Here is a 23,422-nt window from a genome sequence, read left to right as displayed (position 1 = left end):
TGAACCCCCTCTCCACGAACCGCCCCCGCCGATGTCGCTGCCGGGCTGCGTGGCATGTCCGCACCCCGGAAAGTAGCTATGGCCCCGTACGACAAGGGCGCGAACTCGCGCGCCTCCGACCGAGTCCGTCACCCGAACGGCACCCCTGCCGCTCGCAGCAACAAGCACCGCGGCTTCCGCGCCGCCGATCCGTCGGCACCGCGGCAGAAGCAGCGCTGGGACGCCGACGACCGTCGCAACCGCTCCTCGCAGGGCGACCGTCCGAGCCGCCCGAACTGGGAGCCGCGTGACGCCTCCCGGTCGAGCTGGGAGCCCCGTGGGGCCGGACGCCCGGCGCGCGGAGCAGACCGTGACGACCGTGCCCCGCGCCGCTTCGACCGCGATGACCGTGCGCCCCGTCGCTTCGACCGCGATGACCGTGCGCCCCGTCGTGACACCGACGACCGTGCGCCGCGCCGGTTCGAGCGCGACGACCGTGCTCCGCGTCGTTTCGATCGCGACGACCGTGCCCCTCGTCGGTTCGACCGTGACGACCGCGCCCCGCGTTCGTTCAACCGTGACGACCGTGCACCCCGTCGTGACAACGACGACCGTGCCCCGCGCCGTTTCGACCGTGACGACCGTGCCCCGCGTCGTTTCGACCGTGACGACCGTGCACCCCGCCGTGACAACGAGGACCGTGCCCCGCGTTCGTTCAACCGTGACGACCGTGCGCCCCGTCGCTTCGACCGCGATGACCGTGCACCCCGCCGTGACAACGAGGACCGTGCCCCGCGTCGCTTCGACCGCGACGACCGCGCCCCGCGTCGCTTCGACCGTGACGACCGCGCCCCCCGCCGTGACAACGACGACCGTGCGCCCCGTCGCTTCGACCGTGACGACCGCGCACCCCGCCGCTTCGACCGCGACGACTCCGAGCGCGGCCACTTCGTCCCCGCCGACGACGTCAAGCTCGAGAAGCTCCAGGCCGAGTCGACCATCGCGGCCGACGTCGAGGGCGTGACCTTCGCGGACCTCGGCATCGGCGGCAACATCTCGCGTGCCCTCGGCGAGCTCGGCGCGACCAGCCCGTTCCCGATCCAGGCGGCGACGATCCCCGACGTGCTCGCCGGCAAGGACGTCCTCGGCCGCGGCCGCACGGGCTCCGGCAAGACCATCGCGTTCGGCGCCCCGCTCGTCGAGAAGCTCATGGAGAACGGCGGCGGCACCAAGCGCAAGATGGGCCGCGCCCCGCGTGCGCTCATCCTGGCGCCGACCCGCGAGCTCGCCCTGCAGATCGACCGCACGGTGCAGCCGATCGCCCGCTCGGTGGGCCTTTTCACGACGCAGATCTACGGCGGCGTCCCGTACGGCCGCCAAGAGGGAGCGCTCGAGCGCGGCGTCGACATCATCGTCGGTACCCCTGGCCGTGTGCAGGACCTCATGAACAAGGGCAAGCTCGACCTCAGCGAGGTCGTCATCTCCGTGCTCGACGAGGCCGACCACATGTGCGACCTCGGGTTCCTCGAGCCGGTGCAGGAGATCCTCGAGGCGACCGCACAGGTCACCCCCGAGGGCAACCGTGCACAGAAGCTGCTGTTCAGCGCCACGCTCGACACCCAGGTCGCGGCGCTCGTCGAGCAGTTCCTGCACGAGCCGAGCGTGCACGAGGTCGCGGGTGAGGACCAGGCGTCCTCGACCATCGACCACCGCGTGCTCGTGGTCGAGCAGCGTGAGAAGGACCGCCTGCTCGAGGAGCTCGTCGCCGGCGACGGCAAGACGATCGTCTTCGCCCGGACCCGCGCCTACGCCGAGCGGCTCGCCGACCAGTTCGAGGACGCCGGCATCCGCGCGACCTCGCTCCACGGCGACCTGAACCAGTCGCGCCGCACGCGCAACCTGCAGCTGCTCACCAGCGGCCGCGTGAACGTCCTCGTGGCGACCGACGTCGCTGCGCGCGGCATCCACGTCGACGACGTCTCGCTCGTCGTGCAGGCCGACGCGCCGGACGACTACAAGGCGTACATGCACCGCTCGGGCCGGACGGGTCGTGCCGGCAAGGAGGGCACCGTCGTGACGATCGTCCCGCGTGGCCGCATCCGCAAGATCGAGGGCATCCTCGAGCGCGCCGAGATCGAGGCCGACCTCGTCCAGGCCGCGCCGGGCGACGGCATCGTCGCGGAGCTCGCCGCGCGCTGACGCCCCCGTCTCCGCGGGACGCCCCGCCAACCGCGAAACGCCGCCAGCAATGGCGGCGTTTCGTCGTTCCGGAGGTGTCTCGTGGACTCGCCGGTGCCTGGCGGAGTCGACCCGGGCCTCCCGGCCGGTTCCGCGTCAGCGGTTGAAGAACAGCAACCCGCGCGCGTACCCGGCCTGACCGGCGTGCTGGACGCAGTCGTCCAGGATGCTCACGAGTCGTGCGCCGGCGGTGACCGGCGGGTCCCACGCGTCGTCGACGACGGGGTCGAGGTCCTCCGGACCGAGCGTGCCGAGGTACTCGACCGTGCGCGCGTGCACCGCGCCGAGGTAGTCGTTCAGCAGCGCGGCGGAGGCGCGGACGCGGCCGACGTCGTCGCGGGACATGCCGTAGCCGAGGGCCTCGGGCGGGAACGGCAGGCCGAACCGGTCGTACCAGCCGTCCGCGGTCCACACCTGCTCGGTGCCCGCGAGGTCGGCGATCTGGGCGTCCTGGCCGCGTGCGATGTGCCACGCGAGCCAGGCGAGGGTGTTCGCGCCGGCCGCCGGACGGGACGCGAGCTGGTCCTCGGAGAGCCCGTCGAGGGCACGTCCGACGGTGTCCGGCACGCGGGAGAACGCTTCGATGAGGAGGTCGCTGGGGGTCATGCCCCCGACCGTACGCGCCGTCCTAGGCCCGGGTGTGCGCCGTGGACTCGCCGGAGCGACGCCCGAGTGCCTCGCCGATCCGCGCGAACGCGTCGCCGATCCGCCGCCGCTCGTCGGGGGCCACGACCTCGCGGAAGGCGGCGGAGTACACCGCGCCGATCTGCTCGGCGACGGCCTCACCCGACGCGGTGAGGTGCAGCAGGATGCTGCGGCGGTCGTCCGGGTTCGGACGGCGCTCGATGTGCGCGCGCTTCTCGAGCCGGTCGATGAGCGACGTCATCGCGCCCGTGGAGAGCTCGAGGTACTCGCTGGCCTGCTTCGGGGTGACGCCGGCGCCGTCCGCTGCGGCGAGGAAGAACACGAACCGGCTGTCCGTCGGGTTGAGTCCCCGGGCGACGCTCTCGTGGTTGAGGACGCGCGCGTGCTGCGTCTGCATGATCCGGAACGCGGTCATCAGGCGACCGAGGTCGGAGTCCTCCACGCCATCGGCAACGCCGCCTGGCGCGTCGAGGGGGGATGCGGGTGCCGGGGGGGTCGCGGGCGCGACGGTGGCGTCCGGGACTGCTGTGATGCGGGTGTCCGTCATCGGGCGTGCTCTCTTCGGGTGGTGATCGCGGGCACGATCGGCGAGGCGACACCGGATGCCGCCGTACTGCTCATTGAACAAGTATCTCACTCATCGAGGTACCCCCAGCAGTGGGGCATCGCACGGCTTGTGCGCAACTCGTCCCGACACCGACACCGACACCGACACCGACACCGACACCGGCACCGGCCCGGTGGACGGCGCCGGCATGGACTCGGTCCGGGTTGTCCACAGCTGGCCGCGCGGTGTCCGGGGATGTCCGTGGACGGCGCTACCGTGACGGACATGCGCATCCTGCACACCGGTGACTGGCACCTGGGCCGCACCCTGCTCGGCGCCGATCTGCTCGAGCACCAGGCCGCCTTCCTCGACCACCTCGTCGGCGTCGTGGTGCAGCGTTCGGTCGACCTCGTGGTGATCGCCGGTGACGTCTACGACCGCGCGATCCCGCCGGTCGACGCCGTCCGCATGCTCTCCACCGTGCTCGAACGGCTCGCCGCCGTCGCCACGGTCGTGGTCACACCCGGCAACCACGACTCCGCCGCCCGCCTGGGGTTCGGGTCCGGGGTCATGAACGAGCGCGTCCGGATCCTCGCCGAACCGACCCGCGTCGACGACCCCGTGCTCGTCGACGACCCGGCCGGTCCGGTCGCCGTCTACGGCATCCCCTACCTGCAGCCCGACATGGTGCGGTACGCCCTCGCCGCCGTGCCGGACGAGCCGCTCGCCCGATCGCACCAGGCGGTGGTCGGTGCCGCGATGGACCGCATCCGCGCCGACCTCGCCCGCCGACCGGGCACGCGCAGCGTCGTCGTCGCACACGCCTTCGTCGGCGGCGCGGAGCCGAGCGACAGCGAGCAGGACATCCGCGTCGGCGGTGTCGACCGCGTCGCCGAGTCCGCGTTCGCCGGCATCGACTACGTCGCCCTCGGGCACCTGCACGGCCCGCAGCGTGTCGGCGACTCCGAGCGGATCCGGTACGCGGGATCACCGCTGGCGTTCTCCTTCGGCGAGCGGAACCACACGAAGTCGGTGACCCTGGTGGACCTCGACGCGGCCGGGGCGGTCGCCGTCGAGCTCCTGCCGACGCCCGTCCCGCGCCCCCTCGTCGACGTCCGCGACGGCATCGACGCCATCGAGTCCGGGGAACACGCCCGCCACGCCGAGTCCTGGGTGCGCGTCGCCGTGACGGACACCGTCCACCCCGAGCGGATGTACGCGCGCGTCAAGGCCCGCTTCCCGCACGCCGTCGCCGTCACCCACGAGCCGGCAGACGCCCCGGCACGGACGACCAGCCGCGCGGTCACCGCCACGTCCGACCCGGTCGAGGTCGCAGCCGACTTCGTGACGTTCGCCACCGGTGGCGCACCGTCGGCCGACGAACTCGCCGTCCTCCGCGAAGCCTACGAAGCCGCCGCCGCCGTGCTCTCGGATCAGGACGGGGCCGCGCGCTGATGTACCTGCACCACCTGGAACTCCGCGCCATCGGGCCCTACCCGGAACTCGTCACGATCGACTTCGCCGCGCTCGCCGCCTCCGGGGTGTTCCTGCTCGAAGGCCCCACCGGCTCCGGCAAGTCGACCATCATCGACGCCGTCGTCTTCGCACTGTACGGCGGGCTCGCGGGCGCCGACGCCAGCAGCGACCGGCTGCACAGCCAGCACGCCGACCCCACCGTCGAGCCCTTCGTCGAGCTGGTGTTCGAGACCGGTGCCGGCGTGTTCCGGGTGCGGCGCACACCGCAGTACGACCGACCGAAGCAGCGGGGCACCGGCACCGTGCGGCAGCAGTCGTCCGCCCAGCTCTCCCGGCTCGCGGCCCCGAACGACCCGGCGGGTGAACCGGTGTCCGCCCGCGCACAAGAAGTCGGTGCCGAGATCGCGCGCATCGTCGGCCTCGACCGCGCCCAGTTCCTGCAGACGGTGGTGCTCCCGCAGGGTGAGTTCGCACGGTTCCTGAAGTCGCCGGGCGAAGACCGCCGGAAGCTCCTGCAGTCCCTCTTCGGCACCGAGATCTACGACCGCACCGCCGACGAACTCGCTGCCCGGCGCCGCGCGGCCGCCACTGAGGTCGACGCCGCCGACGCCCGCGTGCGTGACGCCCTCGCCCGGTTCGCCGAGGCCTCGGGACGCGCCGAGACGGCCGCCGACACGGGCGGAGACACCGACGAGCCGGACGTCGCCGCGGTGGTCCACGAACTCCGCTCGGCCGCCGACGCCGCAGCGCACACCCGCGCCGACGCCGCGGTCGCGGCGCAACTCGCGGCCGACCACGAGCAGGCCGTCGGGCTGCGGCTCGCCGCACTCGACCGCCGAGCCGCACTGCTCCGCCGAGCCGCCGTCCTCGACGACCAGGCAGCGGCCGTCGCCGCGGCCCGCGCCCGGCTCGCCGTCGCGGAGCGCGCTGCCCGGGTCGCTGCGGTGGCCGACGGCCTCGACGCCGCCCGGGTCCGCGCCGCCGACGCCGAGCGAGAACGCGACGCCCTGCGCGAGCGGCACGGCGTGGCCGACGACGACGACACCGCCGGCACGCGGAGCCACCTCGTCGACGCCGTCGGTGCGGTGCGGCACCTCGTCCCCGTCGCCGAGTCACTCCCGGCACGCCGTGCCGCGCTCGACGACGCCCTGGCAGCGGCCGAACGGCTGCGCGAGCGACGCTCCGAACTCGATGCCGAACTCGGCCGTCGCCCGGCGGAACGCGCGCAGATCGTCGAGGCAGCACGCGCCGCAGCCGAGGCAGCGGGCGACGCCGCCGACGCACAGCGCGAATCCGACGCCGTGCAGGACCTCCGGCGGGCCGCAACCGAACTCGATGCCGTCCGCGCACGGGCCGCCGACGCCGAAGCCGCAGTGGTCCGCGCCCGGACCGCCGCCACGGCCGCACTGACCGCCGAGCAGCACCTCCGGGAGCGCCGCATCGCCGGACTCGCGGGCGAGCTCGGTGCCGCGCTGACCCCCGGGGACCCGTGCCCGGTCTGCGGCGCGGTCGAGCACCCCGCGGTGGCGTCACCGCAGGACGACCACCCGACGCCGGCGCAGATCGCCGAGGCCGCCGCGGCCGCCCGTCAGGCCGACGCGGTCCTCGCCGAGGCCGCGACCGACCTGGCCCTCGAGCGTGCCGAGCGCGACCGCCTGACGGGCGTGCTCGGACCGGTGTCGGCGGCGGACCTCGAACGTCGTGACACCGCGGCGACCGCACGGCTCCGCGCCGCGCGGACGGCGGCCACCACCGTCGCGGAGCGCGAACGCGACCGTGCCGCCCACGACGACGCCACCCGCGCGCTCGAGCGGGACCGCAACGACGTCGACGCCCGGTGCCAGGTCCTCCTCGCGACCAGCGCCGCGGACCAGCAGCGGCTCGAGCAGGACAGCGACTCCGTGCGGGCCGCCCTGGCGTCGCTCGCCGCGGAGCTCGACGGTCCCACGGTGCCGGACGACCTCCCCGCGGCCGTCACCGCGCTCGACCGCCGCATCGCGGAACTCGGTGCCGTGGCCGACGCCGTGGAACGAGCACGCGCGGCCACCGCCGCCGCGGACGAACGGGGGACCGAGGTCGCGCGGATCGTCGCCGACCAGGACTTCCCGGACGTCACGGCGGCACGCGCGGCGCAGCTCGGACCGGCGGAGACGGCCCGACTGCGGGCCGAGGTCGACGACGCCGACCGGGAACGCGCCGTCGTCGACGCCGGGCTCGCCGAACCGTCGGTGGTCGCTGCTGCCGACGACGACGCCGAAGCGCTCGACCTGCCCGGCGCCCGCGCCGAGAAGACCCGCACCGCCGCCGCACTCGACGACGCCACCCGGGCCGCGGTCAGCGCGGAGGACCGGGCCGGCGCGACGGAGCGCTGCGCCGCCGACGTCACCCGTGCGGTCGCCGCCCGCGAATCGACCTCGGCGCGCAGCCGTGCCGTCGTCCGGCTCGCCGACATCGCGGCAGCTGCTCCCGGGCAGAACCCGACCGGGATCACCCTCGGCACCTACGTGCTGATGCGCCGCTTCGAGGACGTCGTCGCCGCGGCCAACGACCGGCTCGGCGCGATGCTCGGTGGGCGCTTCACGCTCGAGACCTCCGACGAGCGCGAGTCCGGCGTCCGAACCCGCCGTACCGGGCTCGCGCTCGCGGTGCGCGACCACACGACCGACACCACCCGCGACCCCAGGAGCCTGTCCGGCGGCGAGACCTTCACGTTCTCGCTGTGCCTGGCGCTCGGGCTCGCGGACGTCGTCCAGGCCGAGGCCGGCGGGGTATCGCTCGGCACGCTCTTCGTCGACGAGGGCTTCGGCACGCTCGACCCGGAGACCCTCGACGACGTCATCGGCCAGCTCGCGCGCCTGACTGCGGGCGGGCGTCAGGTCGGGATCGTCAGCCACGTCGAGGAACTGAAGCAGCGCATCCCGGAGCGGATCGCGGTTCGCCGGGCCCCGGGCGGCGGCTCCCGGGTGACCACGACGGTCTGACGCCCGTCCGCTCCCGCGGCGGCGACCGCTGCCCCGCCGTCGTCAGGGCGTCGGTGTCGCCGAGGTGTCGACGGTGCCGTCCGGCGGCGGGAGGATGTCCGCGGCGACCCACGGGAACACCCACGTGAACAGCACGAACACGATCGCTGCGAGGAGCACCAGCAGCTCGAGCACCTTGAGTGCGGTCGGACCCGGCAGGATCCGCCAGACGAACGGGAAGATCACTGTGCGGTCTCCGTGAGTTCCTTCGGGGTGCCCTCGGACACGGGCATCCAGTAGTCGAGCTTGGCGTGCGTGACGTACCGCTCCTTCGCGGACCACATCGGGTGGCACGCGGTGAGCGTCAGCCACCGGTCGCTCGCGGTCGGTTCGACCCCGGGCTTGTTCGGCACCGGCGCGATCGTCTCGACGTGCTCGGGGGTGACGATCTGGCTGTCGGTGACCTTGTAGACGTACCAGACGTCGAAGTCGGTCTTCTTGTCGGTGACACGGACGACGATCGCGTCGTCGGTCTTCAGTTCGGCGATCTGGTTGAGCGGCTTGCCGTAGGTCACACGGTGTCCGGCGACGGCGAAGTTGCCCGGTGCTCCGGGCATCGCGGTGTCCTGGTAGTGGCCGAGCCCGATCGTGTTGAGCACCTTCTCGCGGTCGGTGCCCTCACCGATCGGCCGGTTGTAGTCGGCGCCGAAGCGCGGGATCTGCATCGTCCCGAAGACGTCGGTGACGTTCGGCGGCTCCGCCAGGACGGGGGCCGTGCCGCGGTGCTCGGTGCCGTTGCCGGCGCCGGCCTTCTGCTGCCCCAGGTCCTGCACGAGCGCGGTCTGGCCGTTCACCGCGACGACGTCCGTCCACCACGCCGTCCAGAGCACGTAGAGCCCGGTGAGGGCCCCGGCGATGATGAGGAGCTCGGCGATCAGGGAGACGATCGCACCGCCGACGGTCTGGCGCGGTCGTTGTGGTCGTGCCGTCCGGTCACGACGCCGGGTCGGCGGGGTGTCCTCGAGGGGCGTGCGCTCCGTGGTGGCTTCACGGAGCCACCCGACGGCGTCCGGGGTCTGGTCGCCGGTCCGGGGCGGCTCGCTCACGAAGGCTCCTGATCTGTGGAGTGGTGCGGTGACACGACGTGCTAGACCACGACGAAGAACTGGTCGCCGATGTCGACGCGTGCGCCGCGCGGAGCGCGGACCACGACACCAGGATGGCACGTCCGCTCGGAGCCGTCGACGGTCACCGACGTGCCGTTCGCAGAGCCGAGGTCCTCGATCGACATGCCGACGGCATCGACCGTGAACCGGATGTGGGCGTTCGACACGCTGCGGGTGGGATCCGGGAACCGCACGCCGTTCTCGTGGCCGATCGGTGCGCGGCCGAGGTGTCCCTCCCCGCTGACGGCGATGGTCGTCCCGAGGCTCGTGTAGAGCTTGGCGCGGTGGCGCGGAGCACTCCGACGGCGGGTGAGCACCGTGTGCTCGAGGACGTCCTCCGACTGTTCCAGGACGTCGGTCCGCGGGAGCGTCCGGACCGGAGGTGTCGGTGTCATCGGAGTCGTGGGGGGTGCGGACCGCGGCACCGGGGGGATCACGATGGTGTCGGTCGTCACGGGGAGCGCTTCCGCTGCTGCTGCCAGGTCGGGATCGACGTCGACGTCCTGCGCGGTCTCCGGCTCCGCTGCTGCATCGTCCGGAGCGGCGTCGGTGTGGTCGGTGGGCTCGCTCTCGGGAGCGCCCGGCGCCTCCGGGAGGATCCGTACGGCGCCGTTCGCCGCGACCTCGAGGTCCCAGTCGCCCTCGGCGCCGCTGGTCTGCAGGTGCACGGGCGCACCGGCCACCTGGGCCATCAGGACGACCGTCTCGATCGCCGCTTCGCGGGCCTGTTCGGTCGTCGGGTGGGTGGAGGTCTCGGTGTGGCCGTCGTGGGTGAGTGCGAGGGTGCCGCTGGTCGCGATGTGGCTGCGTACCGTGACGGAACGGGTGTTGGTGAGAGGCATATGGGGTCCTGATCGTCGGTGGGGGGAGTCGGGGTTCGGCGTCATGCGGATCGGACCGCTGCGGTGGCGGAGCGGACGCGCCAGCCGGAGTCGTCGGTGACGACGAGGCGGTACTGCTGCTCGATCGTGGCGCCGCCGGCGGTCTGCCAGCGGACCGTGGCCCACCCGGTCTTGCGGTCGCCCCCCGACCGGTCGACCTGCCAGCCGGTGAGTGCTCGGAACGTCAGCGCCCCGTCGAGGCCGGTCGACCGGTTCCCCTGGTCGGAGAGCGGCACGTCGCCGGCGTCGAGGGCCGAGAAGTACTGCGCGACGGCCGAACGCGATGCCGCCGTGGCCGCCTGGTCCGGCGTGGGCGCCGAGGGCGTGGGGACGGTGGGGGCGCTCGTCGGGACGCCGACGGAGGCCGGCAGCGCCGACACCCACACCCGCGCGCCGATGACCGTGACCGGGACCGCGAGCGACATCGTCTCGGGGGTGCCCGGCTTGCCGTCGACGTACGAGGTCACGGGGACCACGACCGTCACGATCGCGTTCGCGGCGTCGACGTAGGAGAACCCGGCGGCGCGGGCGGTGCCCGCGCTCGACCGGCCCTCGCCGTCCCAGCCGACCTGGTCGCTCAGACCCGCGACGACGAGCGTCGCGATCGCTGCGGCCCTGGGCGCGGGGTCGTCCTGGTCCCACGTGAAGTAGGTCTCGGCGAACTGCTCCGCGGTCGACGCGGCGATCGCCTGGGGGAAGGTCGCCGAAGCGGGGGCGCTCACGGCGGCGGTGGGGAGGAACATCGATCGCACACCGACGACGATCGTGACGATGGTCGCGGCGGCGATGAGGACCTGGATGGTCCTGGTCCATCCACGGCGCCCACCACGGGATCCGAGGCCGATGACGTCCCGGGCGACGGCCACGAGCGCCGATCCCGAGGCGCCGAGTGCCCGCGGGGAGGACGTCCGTGCCGCGCGGCCACGTTCCGGTCCGACGGGCGCCGGCGTCGGAGCCGGAGTCGACGCGGGAGCGGGATCCGTTTCGGGAGCGGGAGCGGGAGCGGGAGTGGGTTCCGGGTTCAGCGCGGGAGCGGGAGTGGGGTCCGGTTCCGGGTTCGGCGCGGGGACGGGAGCGAGGGCGGGGACACGAGCAGAGGCGGGAGCCGGCGTGGGGCCCGGGACAGGAGCGGGAGCGGAAGCGGATGCCGGGACGGGCGCAGGGGTCGGAACGGAGAACGGCGCCGGCGCGGCCGGGACCGCGGCAGCGTCCGTGACGGCAGGGCGCGCCCACGGCCCGCGGGGTACCGCCGGGGCGTCCGGCGCCGGGTGCACCGAGGCACGGTCGGGAGCCGCTCGCGACCAGGCGGACGGAGCTGGAGGTACCGGAGGAGGTGCCACCGCCGGAGCAGTCACCGCCGGAGCAGCCACCGATGCCGACGCGTCCTGGGCCGCGGCGAGTCGATCGGCCGCGTTCCTGCGCTCGCGCAGTTCGCGGCGCGAGAGAAGTGCTTCGGGCAAGGGAACTCCTCGGATCGGGATACCGGAAGAGTATTAAAATATCACATGCGGATGCGTGACGCCATGGGTTCTCTAGGATGACGCGATGGCCTTCACGATCCGGACCTTCACCCCCGCCGACACCGAGGCGGTCGTCGCCCTCTGGGAGTCCTGCGGCCTGGTCCGTCCGTGGAACGACCCGCGCAGGGACATCGCGCGGAAGCTGACCGTACAGCCCGAGCTGTTCCTCGTCGCGACCGACCCGGACGACGACGGCGCCATCGTCGCGGCGGGCATGGCGGGGTTCGACGGGCACCGGGGCTGGGTGAACTACCTCGCGGTGCGGCCGGACCTGCAGGGCTCCGGCCTCGGCCGGACGTTCATGACCGAGTTCGAACGGCTCCTGACGGACCTCGGCTGCCCGAAGCTCAACCTGCAGGTGCGTGCCGGGAACGAGCGCGTCATCGGGTTCTACGAGTCCCTCGGCTACGCGGATGACCACACGGTGTCGCTGGGCAAGCGCCTCATCCCGGACGCCTGACCCACGCGGCGCCTCACGCCAGGGCGAGCGCCACGGACGCGACGAGCGCCAGCCCGATGCCGACGGCCTGCAGCACGGTGAGGCGTTCGCGGAGCACCACGCCGGCCAGCACCACCGTGCCGATCGGGTAGAGCGCGTTGAGCACGCTCATCACCGGGAGCGTCGACGGGTCCGTGCTCGAGTGCAGCCCGGCCTGGATGAAGACGTTCGCCAGGGCGTCGAGCACCCCGCACGCGACGATCACCGATGCGACCCGCCGGACGGAGCCGCCAGCGACCCGACGGACCGAGCCGTCAGCGACCCGAAGGGCGGAGCCGCCAGCGGCCTCGGAGCCGAGAACCGCACCTGCCGGCACCGGCGGGGCGGGGTCTGCCGAGCCTCCTGTCCGAGCAGCGGCGAGCCGCGACCACACCAGTGCCGCCGCACCGAGCAGCACCGCCTGCAGGACCCTCGCCACCACGAGGGGCGCGACCCCGGAGTCGGCCGGCGTCTCGTTGAACGCGAGCACGATCCCGCCGAACCCGCACCCGGCGACGGCCGCCGCGGCCACCCCGCGCGCCGTGAGCCGCGCGCCGCCGGTGTCCCGCACGGAGGCGACGAGCACCACCGCGACCACCGCGACCACGAGCGCGCCGATCGCCACGGGCGGCAGCACGGTGCCGCCCAGCACCGCGACGAGCACGGGCACGACGGCGGCGAACACGGCCGTGAGCGGGGAGAGCACGCTCATCGGCCCGATCGCGAGAGCCGCGTAGAGCAGCAGGACGGCGACGGCACCGGACAGCCCGCCGAGTGCGCCCCAGACCGTGGCCGACCACGAGAACCGTCCACCGACCACGACGAGCCCGACGAGCAGCGGCGCGATGCCGACGGCGGCGCCGATCGCGGCCACGGTCACCGGTCGGATCCGCCGGGACGCCAGGCCGCCCAGGAAGTCCGCGAACCCGTAGACCAGCGCGCCGCTGAGGCCGAGCAGGACGGTGAGCACGGGTCCCATCCTGCCCCGCCCGGTAACCTGCGCTGCGTGAGCGTTCCCTACCACCGTCTCTTCCGCGTCGACGGCCGCTGGCGCTGGTGGCGCCCGCTCGTCGCCCTCGCGTTCCTCGCCGGGTGGTACCTGGTGTCGCAGGTCCTGATCACCGTGGCGTACTTCGTGCCGATCGGTGCGACGCAGGGGGAAGACGGGCTGCTCGACCTGGAGCGCAGCCTGCAGGACTCCGCGCTCGACCCGACGGACCCGATCATCCTGAGCCTGTCGCTGGTGTCCCTCGTGGTGCTGCTGCCCGGCATCCTGCTCGCGGTGCGGATCGCGCGGATCGGTCCGGCGAACACGCTGTCCTCGGTGCGCTTCCGGGTCCGCTGGCGGTGGGCGGCGTGGTGCGTGCTGCCGACCCTGGTGATCGCGGCGGTGATGTTCTTCTTCCAGTCCGCCGGCATGTTCACGTTCGACGGCGGCTTCGGCTGGAACACGGCGGAGATCGGGCAGTCGACGGTGTCGCTCGGCACCCTGACGACGACGATCGTCCTCGTCGTCCTGCTCGTGCCGTTCCAGGGCGCCGCAGAGGAGTACGTCTTCCGCGGCTTCCTGATGCAGACGATCGGCGCCTGGATCCCGTGGCGCATCGTCGGCTCGGTCGTCGCCGTCGCGGTGTCGACCGTCGTGTTCGCACTCCTGCACATCCCGAACGGCTACAACGTGTGGGGCATCCTCGACGTCGGTTCGTTCGGCCTGGTCGCCGCCGTCATCGTGCTCCGGACCGGCGGCCTCGAGGCCACCGTGCTCCAGCACGCCTTCAACAACATCATGATCTTCGTGCTGCAGGCGCCGGGGTGGTCGAAGGTCGACCTCGACTCCTCGAACGGCTCGTGGCAGGGCTGGTTGCTCACGCTCGTCACGTCGCTGGCGTACTGGGGGATGGTCGAGCTGCTCGCGACGTGGCGGAAGCTCGACCGCGCGTTCCCGGGCGCCGAGGCGCCCCGGTTCCGCGGTGCGGTGCCGGCCTGGGCTGGCGGCAGGCGCTGGACCCGGCCGGGAGGCTCGGGCTGGGTCGACTCGCCCGCTCGCCCCGAGGGGGTGGCCGGTTCCGGCGCGATGGCCGGGGTCGTCCCGGCAGGCGCTGGTCCGGCGGCTGGTCCGGCGGCCGATCCGGCGGCTGCTCCGGCGACTGTGGAGAACGCCGGTGGTGTCACCGGTCGCCCGTAGGCTGGGTGGATGAGCACCACCGAGGCACCTGCCGAGGCCGTCACGCCGTCCCGGGCGGCCGCGCTCGACGTGCTGCACCGGGTCTGGGGCTACGACGACTTCCGTGGTGAACAGGCCGCGATCATCGACCGGGTCGTCAGCGGCGGGGACGCTCTCGTCCTGATGCCCACCGGCGGCGGCAAGTCGCTCTGCTACCAGGTCCCCGCGCTCGTCCGTGACGGCGTGGGCGTCGTGGTCTCCCCGCTCATCGCCCTCATGCAGGACCAGGTCGACGCCCTCGCGGCGAACGGTGTCCGGGCCGCCTTCCTCAACTCGACGCAGGGGCCGGACGAACGCGCTCGGGTCGAGCGCGCCGTCGTCTCGGGCGAGGTCGACATGCTCTACCTCGCACCCGAACGACTGCGGCTCGAGAACACCCGCGCGCTGCTCGACCGCGCGCGCATCGCCCTCTTCGCCATCGACGAAGCGCACTGCGTGGCCCAGTGGGGCCACGACTTCCGCCCCGACTACCTCGAGCTGAGCGTCCTGCACGAGCGCTGGCCGACGGTGCCGCGGATCGCGCTGACCGCCACGGCGACGCCGCAGACCCACCGCGAGATCTCCGCCCGGCTCGGCCTGGACGACGCAGCGCACTTCGTCGCGGACTTCGACCGGCCGAACATCCAGTACCGCATCGAACCCAAGACCGGTGCGCTCCAGCAGCTCCTGACGTTCATCCGCACCGAGCACAAGGGCGACGCGGGCATCGTGTACTGCCTGTCACGCAACTCCGTCGAACGCACGGCTGCCGCGCTCTCCGAGCAGGGCATCCCGGCGCTGCCGTACCACGCGGGGCTCGACGTGCGGGTGCGGGAACGCAACCAGTCGACCTTCCTGCGCGAGGACGGCATCGTCATGGTCGCCACGATCGCGTTCGGCATGGGCATCGACAAGCCCGACGTCCGCTTCGTGGCGCACCTGGACCTGCCGAAGTCGGTCGAGGGCTACTACCAGGAGACCGGTCGTGCCGGACGTGACGGTGCCCCGTCGACGGCCTGGCTCGCCTACGGGCTGAACGACGTCGTGCAGCAGCGCCGGATGATCGACCAGTCCGAGGGTGATGCCGCGCACCGGCGACAGCTCAGTGCGCACCTCGACGCGATGCTCGCGCTCTGCGAGACGATCGAGTGCCGCCGGGTCCGCCTGCTCGCGTACTTCGGCCAGGAGTCCACGGCGTGCGGCAACTGCGACACGTGCATCGCCCCGCCGGAGTCGTGGGACGGCACCGTACCGGCGCAGAAGCTCCTGTCGACCATCGTCCGGCTCGACCGGGAACGCGGGCAGCGGTACGGCGTCGCGCACCTGGTCGACATCCTGGTGGGCAAGTCGTCGCCGCGTGTGCAGGAGCTCCAGCACGAGACCCTCGCGACGTTCGGCATCGGTGCCGACCTGTCCGAGGGCGAGTGGCGCACCGTCGCCCGGCAGATCCTGGCGCAGGGGTACGCGGCCGTCTCCAGCGACGGGTACGGCACCCTCGTGCTCAGCCCGACGAGCGCCGACGTCCTCGCCGGGCGGGTCCAGGTGCTGATGCGCCGCGACCCGGTGAAGGCCCCGCGCGCCAGCCGGTCCCGCCGACAGGTCGTGTCCGACATGCCCCAGGAAGCCCTCGGGCTGTTCGAGGCGCTCCGAACATGGCGTGCGGCCCAGGCGCGCGAGCAGGGGGTCCCGGCCTACGTGGTGTTCAACGACGCCACACTGCGCGGCATCGCGGCGGTCCGCCCCGCGGACGCCGACCAGCTCGCCGAGATCTCGGGTGTCGGCGCCGCGAAGCTCGAGTCCTACGGGCGCGCCGTGCTCGACGTGGTGGCAGCAGCCGACTGACCTGGCCGGTCCATGCCGATCGGGGCATGTACCCCTCCGGGCCGTGGCTACACTCGGTACCTCCCGCCCCGAGGAGGCAGCAGGTGTCCGGTTCGTCGATGTTCGCCACCGTGCTCGGACGTGCCGTGGTGGCACCGCTCGCGCGGGTGGTCTGGCGGCCGAAGATCATCGGGCGGAAGAACGTCCCGAAGCGCGGGGCCGTGATCCTCGCGAGCAACCACCGGTCCTTCATCGACTCCCCGGCGATCACGATCATGGCGCCGCGGAAGGTGTCGTTCCTCGCCAAGCAGGAGTACTTCACCGGAACCGGCTTCAAGGGCGCGGTCTCCCGGGCGTTCTTCGGCGGCATCGGCGCGATCGGGGTCGAGCGCGGCGCCGGGGCCGCGGCGCAGCACGCGCTCGACCTCGGGCTCGCCCGCCTGCAGGAAGGCGAGGCGTTCGCGATCTACCCCGAGGGCACGCGGTCCCTCGACGGCCGGATCTACCGCGGCCGCACGGGCGTTGCCTGGCTCGCGCTGACGAGTGGCGCTCCCGTGGTGCCCGTCGCGCTCCGCGGCACCGAGGACGTGCAGCCGGTCGGGTCCCGGATCCCGAAGCTGGCACGCGTGACGATCGAGTTCGGGACGCCGATCGACCTGTCGTCGTTCGGGGAGGCCTCGTCCGGTCGAGCTCGCCGGCACGCGACCGACGCGGTGATGGCGGCGATCCAGGCGATGAGCGGCCAGGAGCCCGCGAACGCGTACAACAACCCGCCGGCGACGATCGTCGAACGGGTCCGTCGTGCACTCCACCGTGACGACCCGAGCGAGGCCGTCGAACCCGACTGAGCAGCTGCCTGGTCGGCACTATTGCACATATGAAATATCGATGGCAGGATGTGGACGTGCTCCCGCACACCCGGACCGTCCGAACCGGTCCGGATCAGCCCACAGATCCGAAGGTCAGCAGCATGTCCTCCACCCCGCTCTTCGACTCCATCGCCCGCGACCACGACGGCAACCCCGTTGCCCGTGCCACGTTCGCTCCCGCTCCGACCTCGCCGATGACCGCTCCGGTCGCTCCCGCGCAGTCGATGTTCGTCCCGGCCGCGCTCGTCGCGGCCATCGACGAGATCCTGACCCGGATCGGCTCGGCCCTGGTGCAGGAGCACGCCGTGCGCGCGGACCAGCTCGCCCTGGTCGAAGCAGTCGCCGACGCGATCACCCGGGCGGTCGTCGACGCCGTCGTGGCGGAGCTCGACCGGATCGCCGCCGACGGCATCGTCCGCGCCTGACCCGCCCGGCGAGCCCATGACGACGAACCCCGGACTCCCGGTGCGCCCGCGCGGGGCCGCCCGGGACGCTGCGAACCGTGCAGCGGCCCTCGCCGCTGCCTCGACTCCGGCGTCACAGTCGCCCGGGGCGACGGTGTCCACCCCCGTCGCCCCGGAGCCCACCCCCGTCCCCGCCGTGCTCCCGAGCCGTCGGAGTCTGCGTCCCTCGCGCCCCAGCCGGCCGGACCCCGTCGCGACTGGCGTGCTCCTCGCCCGCATGGCCACGGCGCCGGTCCGCGCGCTCGGCGACGCGGTGCACTCGGCCCGCGCCGTCCCGGTCACGGCCACCGCGGTGGCAGCGTGCCTCTTCGTCACCGTCGCCACCCCGCAGCCGGCGAGCGCCAGCCCCGTCGGCGTCTCCGCGGTCGCGTTCGACATGCAGGAGTTCACGGTTCCCGACGCGGCTCGCCTCGAGGCGGTCCGTGACGGCTTCTCGGTCGGCCGTACCGCTGCCGCTGCCGCACCCGTCGGCAGCACTTCCGTGCCGGCCGTCCGCCCGGTCGCCGGTTCGATCCCGACCGCCGGCGGCTTCGGCGCACGCTGGGTCCGCGGGTGCGGGGCGTGTTCCACCGATCACCAGGGCCTCGACTTCGCCGCTCCGACGGGGACCGCGGTCGTCGCGGCGATGTCCGGACGGGTCGTCTCGGCCGGTGTCTTCGGTGGCTACGGCGAGCAGGTCCTGCTGCAGCACGGCGACGGCACGCAGACGCGCTACGGGCACCTGTCCCGGATCGACGTCCGTGTGGGACAGTCGCTCGCGGCGGGGGAGCAGCTCGGAGCCGTCGGCAGCACCGGCGTCTCGACCGGGTCGCACCTGCACTTCGAGGTGGTCATCGGCGGCCGGCCCGTCGATCCGGCGACCTGGCTCGGCGCCCGCGGCCTGCTCTGAGCCGCCCGTCCTCCGGCCCGCGGCGCAGCTGACCGGTGGCGAGCCGCGCCGGCGTACCGTCCGAGGTGCCGGCGGCACCGTGCCGTCCGGCGGGACGGAGACGGACTTGCGCGTGACGGTGCTGGGTACGGGAGCGATGGGGGCCGGGGTGGCGGAGTCGCTGCTCCGCGAGGGACACGAGGTCACGGTCTGGAACCGGAGTCGTGACCGGGCGCTGCCGCTGGGGGACCGCGGCGCGACCGTCGCGGACGATCCCGGTGCGGCCGTCGCCGACGCCGAGGTGGTCCTGCTGACGCTGTTCGACACGGACGCCGTGGTCGACGTGCTCGAGCAGGCCGCCGGCGAGGCCCCGGAGGACACCGTGTGGGTGCAGAGCTCGACGGTCGGGGTGGACGGCACCGAGATCGTGGTGCAGATCGCCGCGAAGTACGGCATCACCCTCGTCGAGGCGATGATGCTCGGCACGAAGGCGCCGGCGGAGCAGGGCAAGCTGACGATGCTCGCCGCGGGGCCCGGCGAGACGCTCGACCGCATCGACCCGGTGCTCGACGCGATCGGCGTGAAGACCGTCCGCGTGGGGGACCGGGTCGGTCAGGCGACGGCGCTGAAGCTCGCGGCCAACGCCTGGATCGCGTCGATCACCGCGGCGACCGGGCAGTCCCTCGCGATCGCGCAGGGGCTCGGCATCGACCCGGCGCTGTTCCTCGAGGCGATCGACGGCTCCGCGAGCGACTCCGCGTACGCCCACACCAAGGGCGGGTCCCTGCTGGCAGGGGAGTTCCCGGCGCAGTTCGCGCTCGACGGCCTCCGGAAGGACATCGGGCTGATCACCGACGCCGCACGGTCGGCCGGGGTGTCCACGACACTCCTCGACGCCCTCGGGCGGGTGTACGCCGACGCGAGCGCGGCCGGCCACGGCGGCGACGACATCGCTGCGGTGGGGACGGTCTTCCAGCCGGAACGCAGCCGGTCGGACCACGGCCAACCGGAACGCAGCCGGCCGGACCGCGGCCAGCCGGACCAGGGCGGCAGCGACTAGCGGCGGAACCACCGGCGGACGGCAGCACCGAGCCGACCGACCGCCTCGTCGTTCATCGTGTTCGCCAGGTCGAAGGCCTCTCGCGTGGGATCGCCGCCGTCCCGGATGCGCCGGAGTGCGGCGTCGGCCCGGGCGCGCGCATCGAGTTCCGCGAGGGGCATGTCGTCCTCGGGCTCGTGCGGCCGCGTCTCGGTCATGGCCCCAGGCTACGCTCGCGCGCACGTCCGGCAGTGTGCGCGCTCGTGGTGGATGCGACACCGCCCGCGGGTTCGCGCTGCGCATTCGCCTGCACGTTGTCGCGATACTCGCCGGCAGCACCACGCGAACGCCCCGCGCAGCACGCAACACCGGTGACGCGGCCCGGAAACACCGCTGCAATCCGGGGTCAGTAGGTTTCCGACATGCAGGAGCCGCGGTGCTGAGCCGACTCGCCGGGAGCGTGTTCCGCGTGGGGGCGTCGGTCGAACGTGCCGACGTGATCGCGCGGCTCCTCGACGTCTACCTCGCGCGCTCGGACATCGCGACGGGCCCCGGGGAACGCCTGACGGCACGCGAGCTCCGCGCGGTCGCCGGCGCCGCCGTCCGGCCGTCGACCGTGCTGGACCGGGCCGCAACGCTCGAGTCCCTCGCGCTCGACCGGCACGAACCCGCCTCCATCGCCGGCGCGGTCGCTGTCGCCCGTGACGACGCCCGCCGTGCGCGGGACGTGGTGTCGACCGAGCTGTGGGACTGCCTCAACGTGACCAGGTCACGCATGCCGCGCAAGATCGCCGCCGGCCGGGAGCACGAGTTCCTCGGGTGGGTGCGGGAGCGCAGCGCGCTGGCGATCGGCGTGGTCGAGGGGGACGCGAGCCGGGACGAGGTGTGGGAGTTCTTCACGCTCGGCCGGTCCCTCGCGCGCTGCGCGGCCACGGCACGACTGCTCGCGTCGGACCTGCTCGAGCCGACGTCCGCGGCGTCCTGGAGCACGGCGCTCCGGGCCTGCGGTGCGGGCGAGGCCTTCCAGCGCGAGTCCCGTCCCGGCGCGCCGGCGTCCGAGGCGGCGGCGTTCGTGCTCCTCGACGAGCGCAGTCCCCGGTCGATGCTGTTCCTGACGATGCGCGCCGAGGAGTGCCTCGCGGACGTGGCCCCGACGGTGGTCACCGAGGAGCTCGACGAACTCCGGGAGGCGCGTCGGGCCCTCCAGGCGATCCCGCGGACGGAGGCCGTGGACGCGGCACGTGCGGCCGGCCGACGGCTGGCCGCAGTGGCGGGTCGCGTCGCCGAGGCGCTCGACGAGCGCGTCTTCGCGATCGCCGAACCGACGCACTGACGATCTGCGCCGGACGGGACCACCCACCGGTCCGAAGGCTCGGTGCGGCCTGGCACCGGGCCTCCTGTCCGTGGGGCGGCGGCTCAGACCGAGCTGGACCGGTCCGCCACCGCCTCGTCGCGTTCCAGGTCCTGCCGGAACTCCGCGCGGGACGCGCGCGTCCCCACCACCGGGATCGAGTGCGTCACGGCCATGTGCAGGAGGTTGTCGGCGTCGTACCGGACGCGGAAGTGCTCGTGGCGGATCAGCCAGACGAGCGCGATCGCGAGCGCGACGAAGCCGGATGCCGCGCCGACGCCGATCGCCCAGCGTGGTCCGGCGGCGTCCGCGATGGCGCCGACGATCGGGGCGCCGATCGGGGTACCGCCCGCGAAGATCGCCATGTAGAGCGCCATCACGCGGCCGCGCATCGCCGGTGCGGTGGTGGTCTGGACGAGGGCGTTCGCCGTGGTCATGAAGGTCAGCGACGCCAGGCCGACGAACATCAGGACGATCGCGAACGTCCAGTACGTCGGGGCGAACGCCGCTGCCGTGCACGCCAGACCGAACCCCGCGCTGGCGATGACGAGCAGGCGCATCCGTGGGCGCTCGCGGCGGGCGGAGAGCAGCGCACCGAGGACCGAGCCGATCGCCATCACCGAGTTGAGCAGGCCGAACTCGCCGGCGCCCTTGTGGAACTCGACGCGGGCCATCGTGGAGGTGAAGATCGGGAAGTTCACGCCGAAGGTGCCGACGACGAAGATCATGCAGAGCACCACGATGATGTCCGGGCGGGTGCGGACGTACTGGAAGCCGGCGATGATCTGGCCCTTGCCGCGCTTGGCCCTGACCCGTTCGGCGAGCTGCTCGGGGTCGACGAACTTCAGCGCTCCGAGGACGGCCGCGAACGAGGCGGCGTTGATGATGAACACCCACCCGGAGCCGATCGCGGCGATGAGCACGCCGGCGACCGCGGGGCCGATGAGCCGTGCGGCGTTGAACGACGCGGAGTTGAGTGCCACGGCGTTCGCGACGTGCTCGCCGGTGACCACGTCGGACACGAAGGCCTGGCGGACCGGGGTGTCGAACGCGGCGACGACGCCGAGGGCGAGCGCGAAACCGTAGAGCGACAGCAGCGTCGCGGTGTTCGTGACGACCATGATGCCGAGCCCCAGCCCGAGCATGCCCATGAGCGCCTGCGTCAGCATCAGGGTGCGCCGCCGGTCGAAGCGGTCTGCCACCAGGCCGGTCCAGGGGAGCAGGAGCAGCTGCGGCCCGAACTGCAGGGCCATCGTGGTGCCGACGGCGATCGCGTCGTTGTGGGTCAGCTGCGTCAGGACGATCCAGTCCTGCGCGGTCCGCTGCATCCAGGTGCCGACGTTCGACACCAGGGCGCCCGCGAACCAGATGCGGTAGTTGCGTCCCGACAGGGACCGGAACATGGCCGTCACTGGTGGGCCAGCCTCCTCATGATCTCGGTGGCGTCGGCGAGGACGCGTCGTTCGGCAGGTGTGAGCGCGGCGAGGCGCGGGGAGAGCCAGTCGTCACGGCGACGGCGGGTCTCGACCACGAAGTCGGCACCGGCCGGCGTCGCACCGATGAGCACCTTGCGGCGGTCGTCGCCGTGACCGCCCTTGGAGACCAGTCCGCGCTCGACGAGTGCTGCGACGGTCTTCGTCATGGAGGGCGGGGTGACGCCGTCGCTCCGGCTCAGCTCCGCGAGGGTCATCGGGCCGTCGCGGTGCACCCTCGCCAGCGCGGAGAACATCGCATCGCTGACGCTCGAGTCGGCCTTCTGCGCACGGAGCGTCCGGGACAGCCGGTTCACCGCGACACGGAAGTCGGTGCTGAGCGACGGGTGCGGGGCGGCGCGTTCAGTGGTGTCGGACAGGGACATGGTCGTTAGCCTAGCAAATTAGTTCAGCGAACGAACTTGTTGCCATCAGGAATTGTCCATGCGGGTGTATGGTTCTGGATCGTAGACAACAGGTGTTGCCGATCAACGAGTAGGAAGAAGCACACAATGTCCGAGTTCGAGGGCAAGGTCGCCATCGTCACCGGTGGCGGCAGCGGCATCGGTGAGGCCATCGCGAAGGAGCTCGCCACGGCGGGCGCGAAGGTCGTCGTCACCGACATCAAGCTCGACGGCGCCCAGCGCGTCGTCTCGGCGATCGAGGAAGCGGGCGGCACCGCCGTCGCGTTCGAGGCGAACTCGGCCGTCGCCGCCGACAACGAGCAGGCCGTGCAGTTCGCGGTCGACACCTACGGTGCGCTGCACCTGGCCGTGAACAACGCCGGCATCGGTGCGGCTCCGCAGCCGATCGGCGAGTACGACATCGCCGCGTGGGACCGGGTCCGTGCGGTCGACCTCGACGGCGTCTTCTACGGGCTCCGGTACGAGATCCCGGCGATCCTGGCGGCCGGTGGTGGCGCGATCGTGAACATGGCCTCCGTGCTCGGCTCGGTCGGCATCGCGAACAACGCCGCGTACGTGGCGTCCAAGCACGCGCTCGTCGGCCTCACCAAGGTCGCGGCGCTCGAGTACACCGCCCAGGGCGTCCGCACCAACGCCGTCGGCCCCGGCTTCATCGACACGCCCCTGGTCCGCGCGTCGCTGTCCGCCGAGGAGCTCGCGGCGCTGGAGTCCGAGCACGCTGCGAAGCGCCTCGGGACCGACGCCGAGGTCGCTGCGCTCGTGCTCTTCCTGCTGAGCGACAAGGCCTCGTTCATCTCGGGCAGCTACCACCTGGTGGACGGCGGCTACTCCGCGCACTGAGGCGGGGCCGCGCGGGTACCGCGCGGGGTGGTCGTCTCGCGCGTCGGTGGTCGAATCGCGGGGGGGGGGGGGGGGGGGGCCCCCCCCCCCCCCCGCGGGGGGGGGGGGGGGGGGGGGGGGAATGGGGCGCCCGGGGGCGGGGGGGGGGGCGGGGCGGGTGGGGCCGGGGGGGGGGCGCGC

At 73.1% G+C, this 23,422-nt stretch carries 22 protein-coding genes; 12 read left to right on the top strand and 10 right to left on the bottom strand.

The genetic code is table 11. From position 1 onward, the window contains the following. Positions 1-78: 78 nt before the first annotated feature. A complete protein-coding gene (locus ACIPJY_RS04955; RefSeq protein ID WP_400463118.1) occupies positions 79-2,178 on the top strand; it encodes a DEAD/DEAH box helicase in 2,100 nt (699 codons plus the stop codon). Positions 2,179-2,313: 135 nt separating this feature from the next. On the opposite strand, the gene ACIPJY_RS04950 is transcribed toward ACIPJY_RS04955, so the two are convergent. Then, entirely contained in the window at positions 2,314-2,823 is a 510-nt protein-coding gene (locus ACIPJY_RS04950; RefSeq protein WP_400463115.1) for a DinB family protein, read from the bottom strand. 22 nt (positions 2,824-2,845) lie between these two features. Next, complete coding sequence (locus ACIPJY_RS04945) at positions 2,846-3,304, bottom strand: MarR family winged helix-turn-helix transcriptional regulator (RefSeq protein ID WP_400463113.1); 459 nt, start codon at positions 3,302-3,304, stop codon at positions 2,846-2,848. A gap of 390 nt (positions 3,305-3,694) precedes the next feature. On the opposite strand from ACIPJY_RS04945, the gene ACIPJY_RS04940 reads away from it, so the two are divergent. Continuing rightward, positions 3,695-4,864, top strand: a complete 1,170-nt coding sequence (locus ACIPJY_RS04940) for an exonuclease SbcCD subunit D (RefSeq protein WP_400463110.1) — start codon at positions 3,695-3,697, stop codon at positions 4,862-4,864. After that, entirely contained in the window at positions 4,864-7,866 is a 3,003-nt protein-coding gene (locus tag ACIPJY_RS04935; RefSeq protein ID WP_400463107.1) for an AAA family ATPase, read from the top strand. Before ACIPJY_RS04940 ends, ACIPJY_RS04935 begins: the two co-directional genes overlap by 1 nt. A gap of 42 nt (positions 7,867-7,908) precedes the next feature. Here ACIPJY_RS04935 and ACIPJY_RS04930 read toward each other — a convergent pair whose 3' ends face one another. The 4 genes from ACIPJY_RS04930 to ACIPJY_RS04915 are packed head-to-tail and all read right to left on the bottom strand — an operon-like array spanning position 7,909 to position 10,758. Next, positions 7,909-8,091 (bottom strand): hypothetical protein, encoded by a 183-nt coding sequence (locus ACIPJY_RS04930; protein ID WP_400463104.1) that lies wholly within the window; start codon positions 8,089-8,091, stop codon positions 7,909-7,911. Further along, complete coding sequence (locus tag ACIPJY_RS04925; RefSeq protein WP_400463101.1) at positions 8,088-8,951, bottom strand: class E sortase; 864 nt, start codon at positions 8,949-8,951, stop codon at positions 8,088-8,090. The genes ACIPJY_RS04930 and ACIPJY_RS04925 overlap by 4 nt, the downstream gene beginning before the upstream one ends. Before the next feature lie 41 nt (positions 8,952-8,992). Beyond that, entirely contained in the window at positions 8,993-9,853 is an 861-nt protein-coding gene (locus ACIPJY_RS04920; RefSeq protein WP_400463099.1) for an FHA domain-containing protein, read from the bottom strand. Positions 9,854-9,894: 41 nt separating this feature from the next. Further along, entirely contained in the window at positions 9,895-10,758 is an 864-nt protein-coding gene (locus ACIPJY_RS04915) for a conjugal transfer protein (protein WP_400463096.1), read from the bottom strand. Positions 10,759-11,437: 679 nt separating this feature from the next. On the opposite strand from ACIPJY_RS04915, the gene ACIPJY_RS04910 reads away from it, so the two are divergent. Further along, complete coding sequence (locus ACIPJY_RS04910; protein ID WP_400463093.1) at positions 11,438-11,872, top strand: GNAT family acetyltransferase; 435 nt, start codon at positions 11,438-11,440, stop codon at positions 11,870-11,872. A 13-nt stretch (positions 11,873-11,885) separates the two neighbouring features. Here the strand turns inward: ACIPJY_RS04910 and ACIPJY_RS04905 are convergent, their stop codons facing one another. Further along, positions 11,886-12,860: an EamA/RhaT family transporter gene (locus ACIPJY_RS04905; protein ID WP_400463090.1), complete on the bottom strand. Its 975-nt coding sequence runs from the start codon at positions 12,858-12,860 to the stop codon at positions 11,886-11,888. A gap of 36 nt (positions 12,861-12,896) precedes the next feature. On the opposite strand from ACIPJY_RS04905, the gene ACIPJY_RS04900 reads away from it, so the two are divergent. From ACIPJY_RS04900 to ACIPJY_RS04875, 6 genes are all read left to right on the top strand, one after another. Continuing rightward, on the top strand, positions 12,897-14,075 hold the full coding sequence (locus tag ACIPJY_RS04900; protein ID WP_400463087.1) for a lysostaphin resistance A-like protein: 1,179 nt from the start codon (positions 12,897-12,899) through the stop codon (positions 14,073-14,075). Positions 14,076-14,084: 9 nt separating this feature from the next. Further along, the gene (gene recQ, locus ACIPJY_RS04895) at positions 14,085-15,935 is read left to right on the top strand and encodes a DNA helicase RecQ (protein WP_400463084.1); all 1,851 of its coding nucleotides are present in this window, start codon (positions 14,085-14,087) and stop codon (positions 15,933-15,935) included. A 98-nt stretch (positions 15,936-16,033) separates the two neighbouring features. Next, positions 16,034-16,762, top strand: a complete 729-nt coding sequence (locus ACIPJY_RS04890) for a lysophospholipid acyltransferase family protein (protein ID WP_400463842.1) — start codon at positions 16,034-16,036, stop codon at positions 16,760-16,762. Positions 16,763-16,884: 122 nt separating this feature from the next. After that, a complete protein-coding gene (locus ACIPJY_RS04885; RefSeq protein ID WP_400463081.1) occupies positions 16,885-17,208 on the top strand; it encodes a hypothetical protein in 324 nt (107 codons plus the stop codon). Between the two features lie 16 nt (positions 17,209-17,224). Then, positions 17,225-18,136 carry a M23 family metallopeptidase gene (locus tag ACIPJY_RS04880; protein WP_400463078.1) on the top strand — a complete coding sequence of 304 codons (912 nt, stop codon included), beginning with the start codon at positions 17,225-17,227 and terminating at the stop codon, positions 18,134-18,136. A gap of 112 nt (positions 18,137-18,248) precedes the next feature. Then, entirely contained in the window at positions 18,249-19,175 is a 927-nt protein-coding gene (locus tag ACIPJY_RS04875; protein ID WP_400463076.1) for an NAD(P)-dependent oxidoreductase, read from the top strand. Here ACIPJY_RS04875 and ACIPJY_RS04870 read toward each other — a convergent pair. Beyond that, positions 19,172-19,372 (bottom strand): hypothetical protein, encoded by a 201-nt coding sequence (locus ACIPJY_RS04870; protein ID WP_400463073.1) that lies wholly within the window; start codon positions 19,370-19,372, stop codon positions 19,172-19,174. The two genes, ACIPJY_RS04875 and ACIPJY_RS04870, sit on opposite strands and share 4 nt — an antisense overlap. Positions 19,373-19,590: 218 nt before the next feature. Here ACIPJY_RS04870 and ACIPJY_RS04865 point away from each other — a divergent pair, with 218 nt between their 5' ends. Next, positions 19,591-20,487: an alpha-E domain-containing protein gene (locus tag ACIPJY_RS04865; protein ID WP_400463070.1), complete on the top strand. Its 897-nt coding sequence runs from the start codon at positions 19,591-19,593 to the stop codon at positions 20,485-20,487. An 83-nt stretch (positions 20,488-20,570) separates the two neighbouring features. On the opposite strand, the gene ACIPJY_RS04860 is transcribed toward ACIPJY_RS04865, so the two are convergent. Then, positions 20,571-21,917 (bottom strand): MFS transporter, encoded by a 1,347-nt coding sequence (locus tag ACIPJY_RS04860; protein WP_400463067.1) that lies wholly within the window; start codon positions 21,915-21,917, stop codon positions 20,571-20,573. Then, positions 21,914-22,363 (bottom strand): MarR family winged helix-turn-helix transcriptional regulator, encoded by a 450-nt coding sequence (locus ACIPJY_RS04855; protein ID WP_400463064.1) that lies wholly within the window; start codon positions 22,361-22,363, stop codon positions 21,914-21,916. Before ACIPJY_RS04855 ends, ACIPJY_RS04860 begins: the two co-directional genes overlap by 4 nt. A 126-nt stretch (positions 22,364-22,489) precedes the next feature. Between ACIPJY_RS04855 and ACIPJY_RS04850 the strand changes: the two genes are divergently transcribed. After that, complete coding sequence (locus tag ACIPJY_RS04850) at positions 22,490-23,242, top strand: SDR family NAD(P)-dependent oxidoreductase (RefSeq protein ID WP_400463061.1); 753 nt, start codon at positions 22,490-22,492, stop codon at positions 23,240-23,242. Positions 23,243-23,422: the final 180 nt, after the last annotated feature.

This window comes from Curtobacterium sp. NPDC090223, assembly GCF_044746585.1.
Classification (GTDB): domain Bacteria; phylum Actinomycetota; class Actinomycetes; order Actinomycetales; family Microbacteriaceae; genus Curtobacterium.
This window is presented reverse-complemented; position numbering and strand designations above follow the sequence as displayed.

Coding starts and splice junctions, on each gene's coding strand:
- recQ (WP_400463084.1), top strand. CDS start 14,085: ATGAGCACCACCGAGGCACCTGCCGAGGCCGTCACGCCGTCCCGGGCG.
- ACIPJY_RS04955 (WP_400463118.1), top strand. CDS start 79: ATGGCCCCGTACGACAAGGGCGCGAACTCGCGCGCCTCCGACCGAGTC.
- ACIPJY_RS04850 (WP_400463061.1), top strand. CDS start 22,490: ATGTCCGAGTTCGAGGGCAAGGTCGCCATCGTCACCGGTGGCGGCAGC.
- ACIPJY_RS04910 (WP_400463093.1), top strand. CDS start 11,438: ATGGCCTTCACGATCCGGACCTTCACCCCCGCCGACACCGAGGCGGTC.
- ACIPJY_RS04935 (WP_400463107.1), top strand. CDS start 4,864: ATGTACCTGCACCACCTGGAACTCCGCGCCATCGGGCCCTACCCGGAA.
- ACIPJY_RS04870 (WP_400463073.1), bottom strand. CDS start 19,372: ATGACCGAGACGCGGCCGCACGAGCCCGAGGACGACATGCCCCTCGCG.
- ACIPJY_RS04950 (WP_400463115.1), bottom strand. CDS start 2,823: ATGACCCCCAGCGACCTCCTCATCGAAGCGTTCTCCCGCGTGCCGGAC.
- ACIPJY_RS04940 (WP_400463110.1), top strand. CDS start 3,695: ATGCGCATCCTGCACACCGGTGACTGGCACCTGGGCCGCACCCTGCTC.
- ACIPJY_RS04855 (WP_400463064.1), bottom strand. CDS start 22,363: ATGTCCCTGTCCGACACCACTGAACGCGCCGCCCCGCACCCGTCGCTC.
- ACIPJY_RS04890 (WP_400463842.1), top strand. CDS start 16,034: ATGTTCGCCACCGTGCTCGGACGTGCCGTGGTGGCACCGCTCGCGCGG.
- ACIPJY_RS04880 (WP_400463078.1), top strand. CDS start 17,225: ATGACGACGAACCCCGGACTCCCGGTGCGCCCGCGCGGGGCCGCCCGG.
- ACIPJY_RS04885 (WP_400463081.1), top strand. CDS start 16,885: ATGTCCTCCACCCCGCTCTTCGACTCCATCGCCCGCGACCACGACGGC.
- ACIPJY_RS04920 (WP_400463099.1), bottom strand. CDS start 9,853: ATGCCTCTCACCAACACCCGTTCCGTCACGGTACGCAGCCACATCGCG.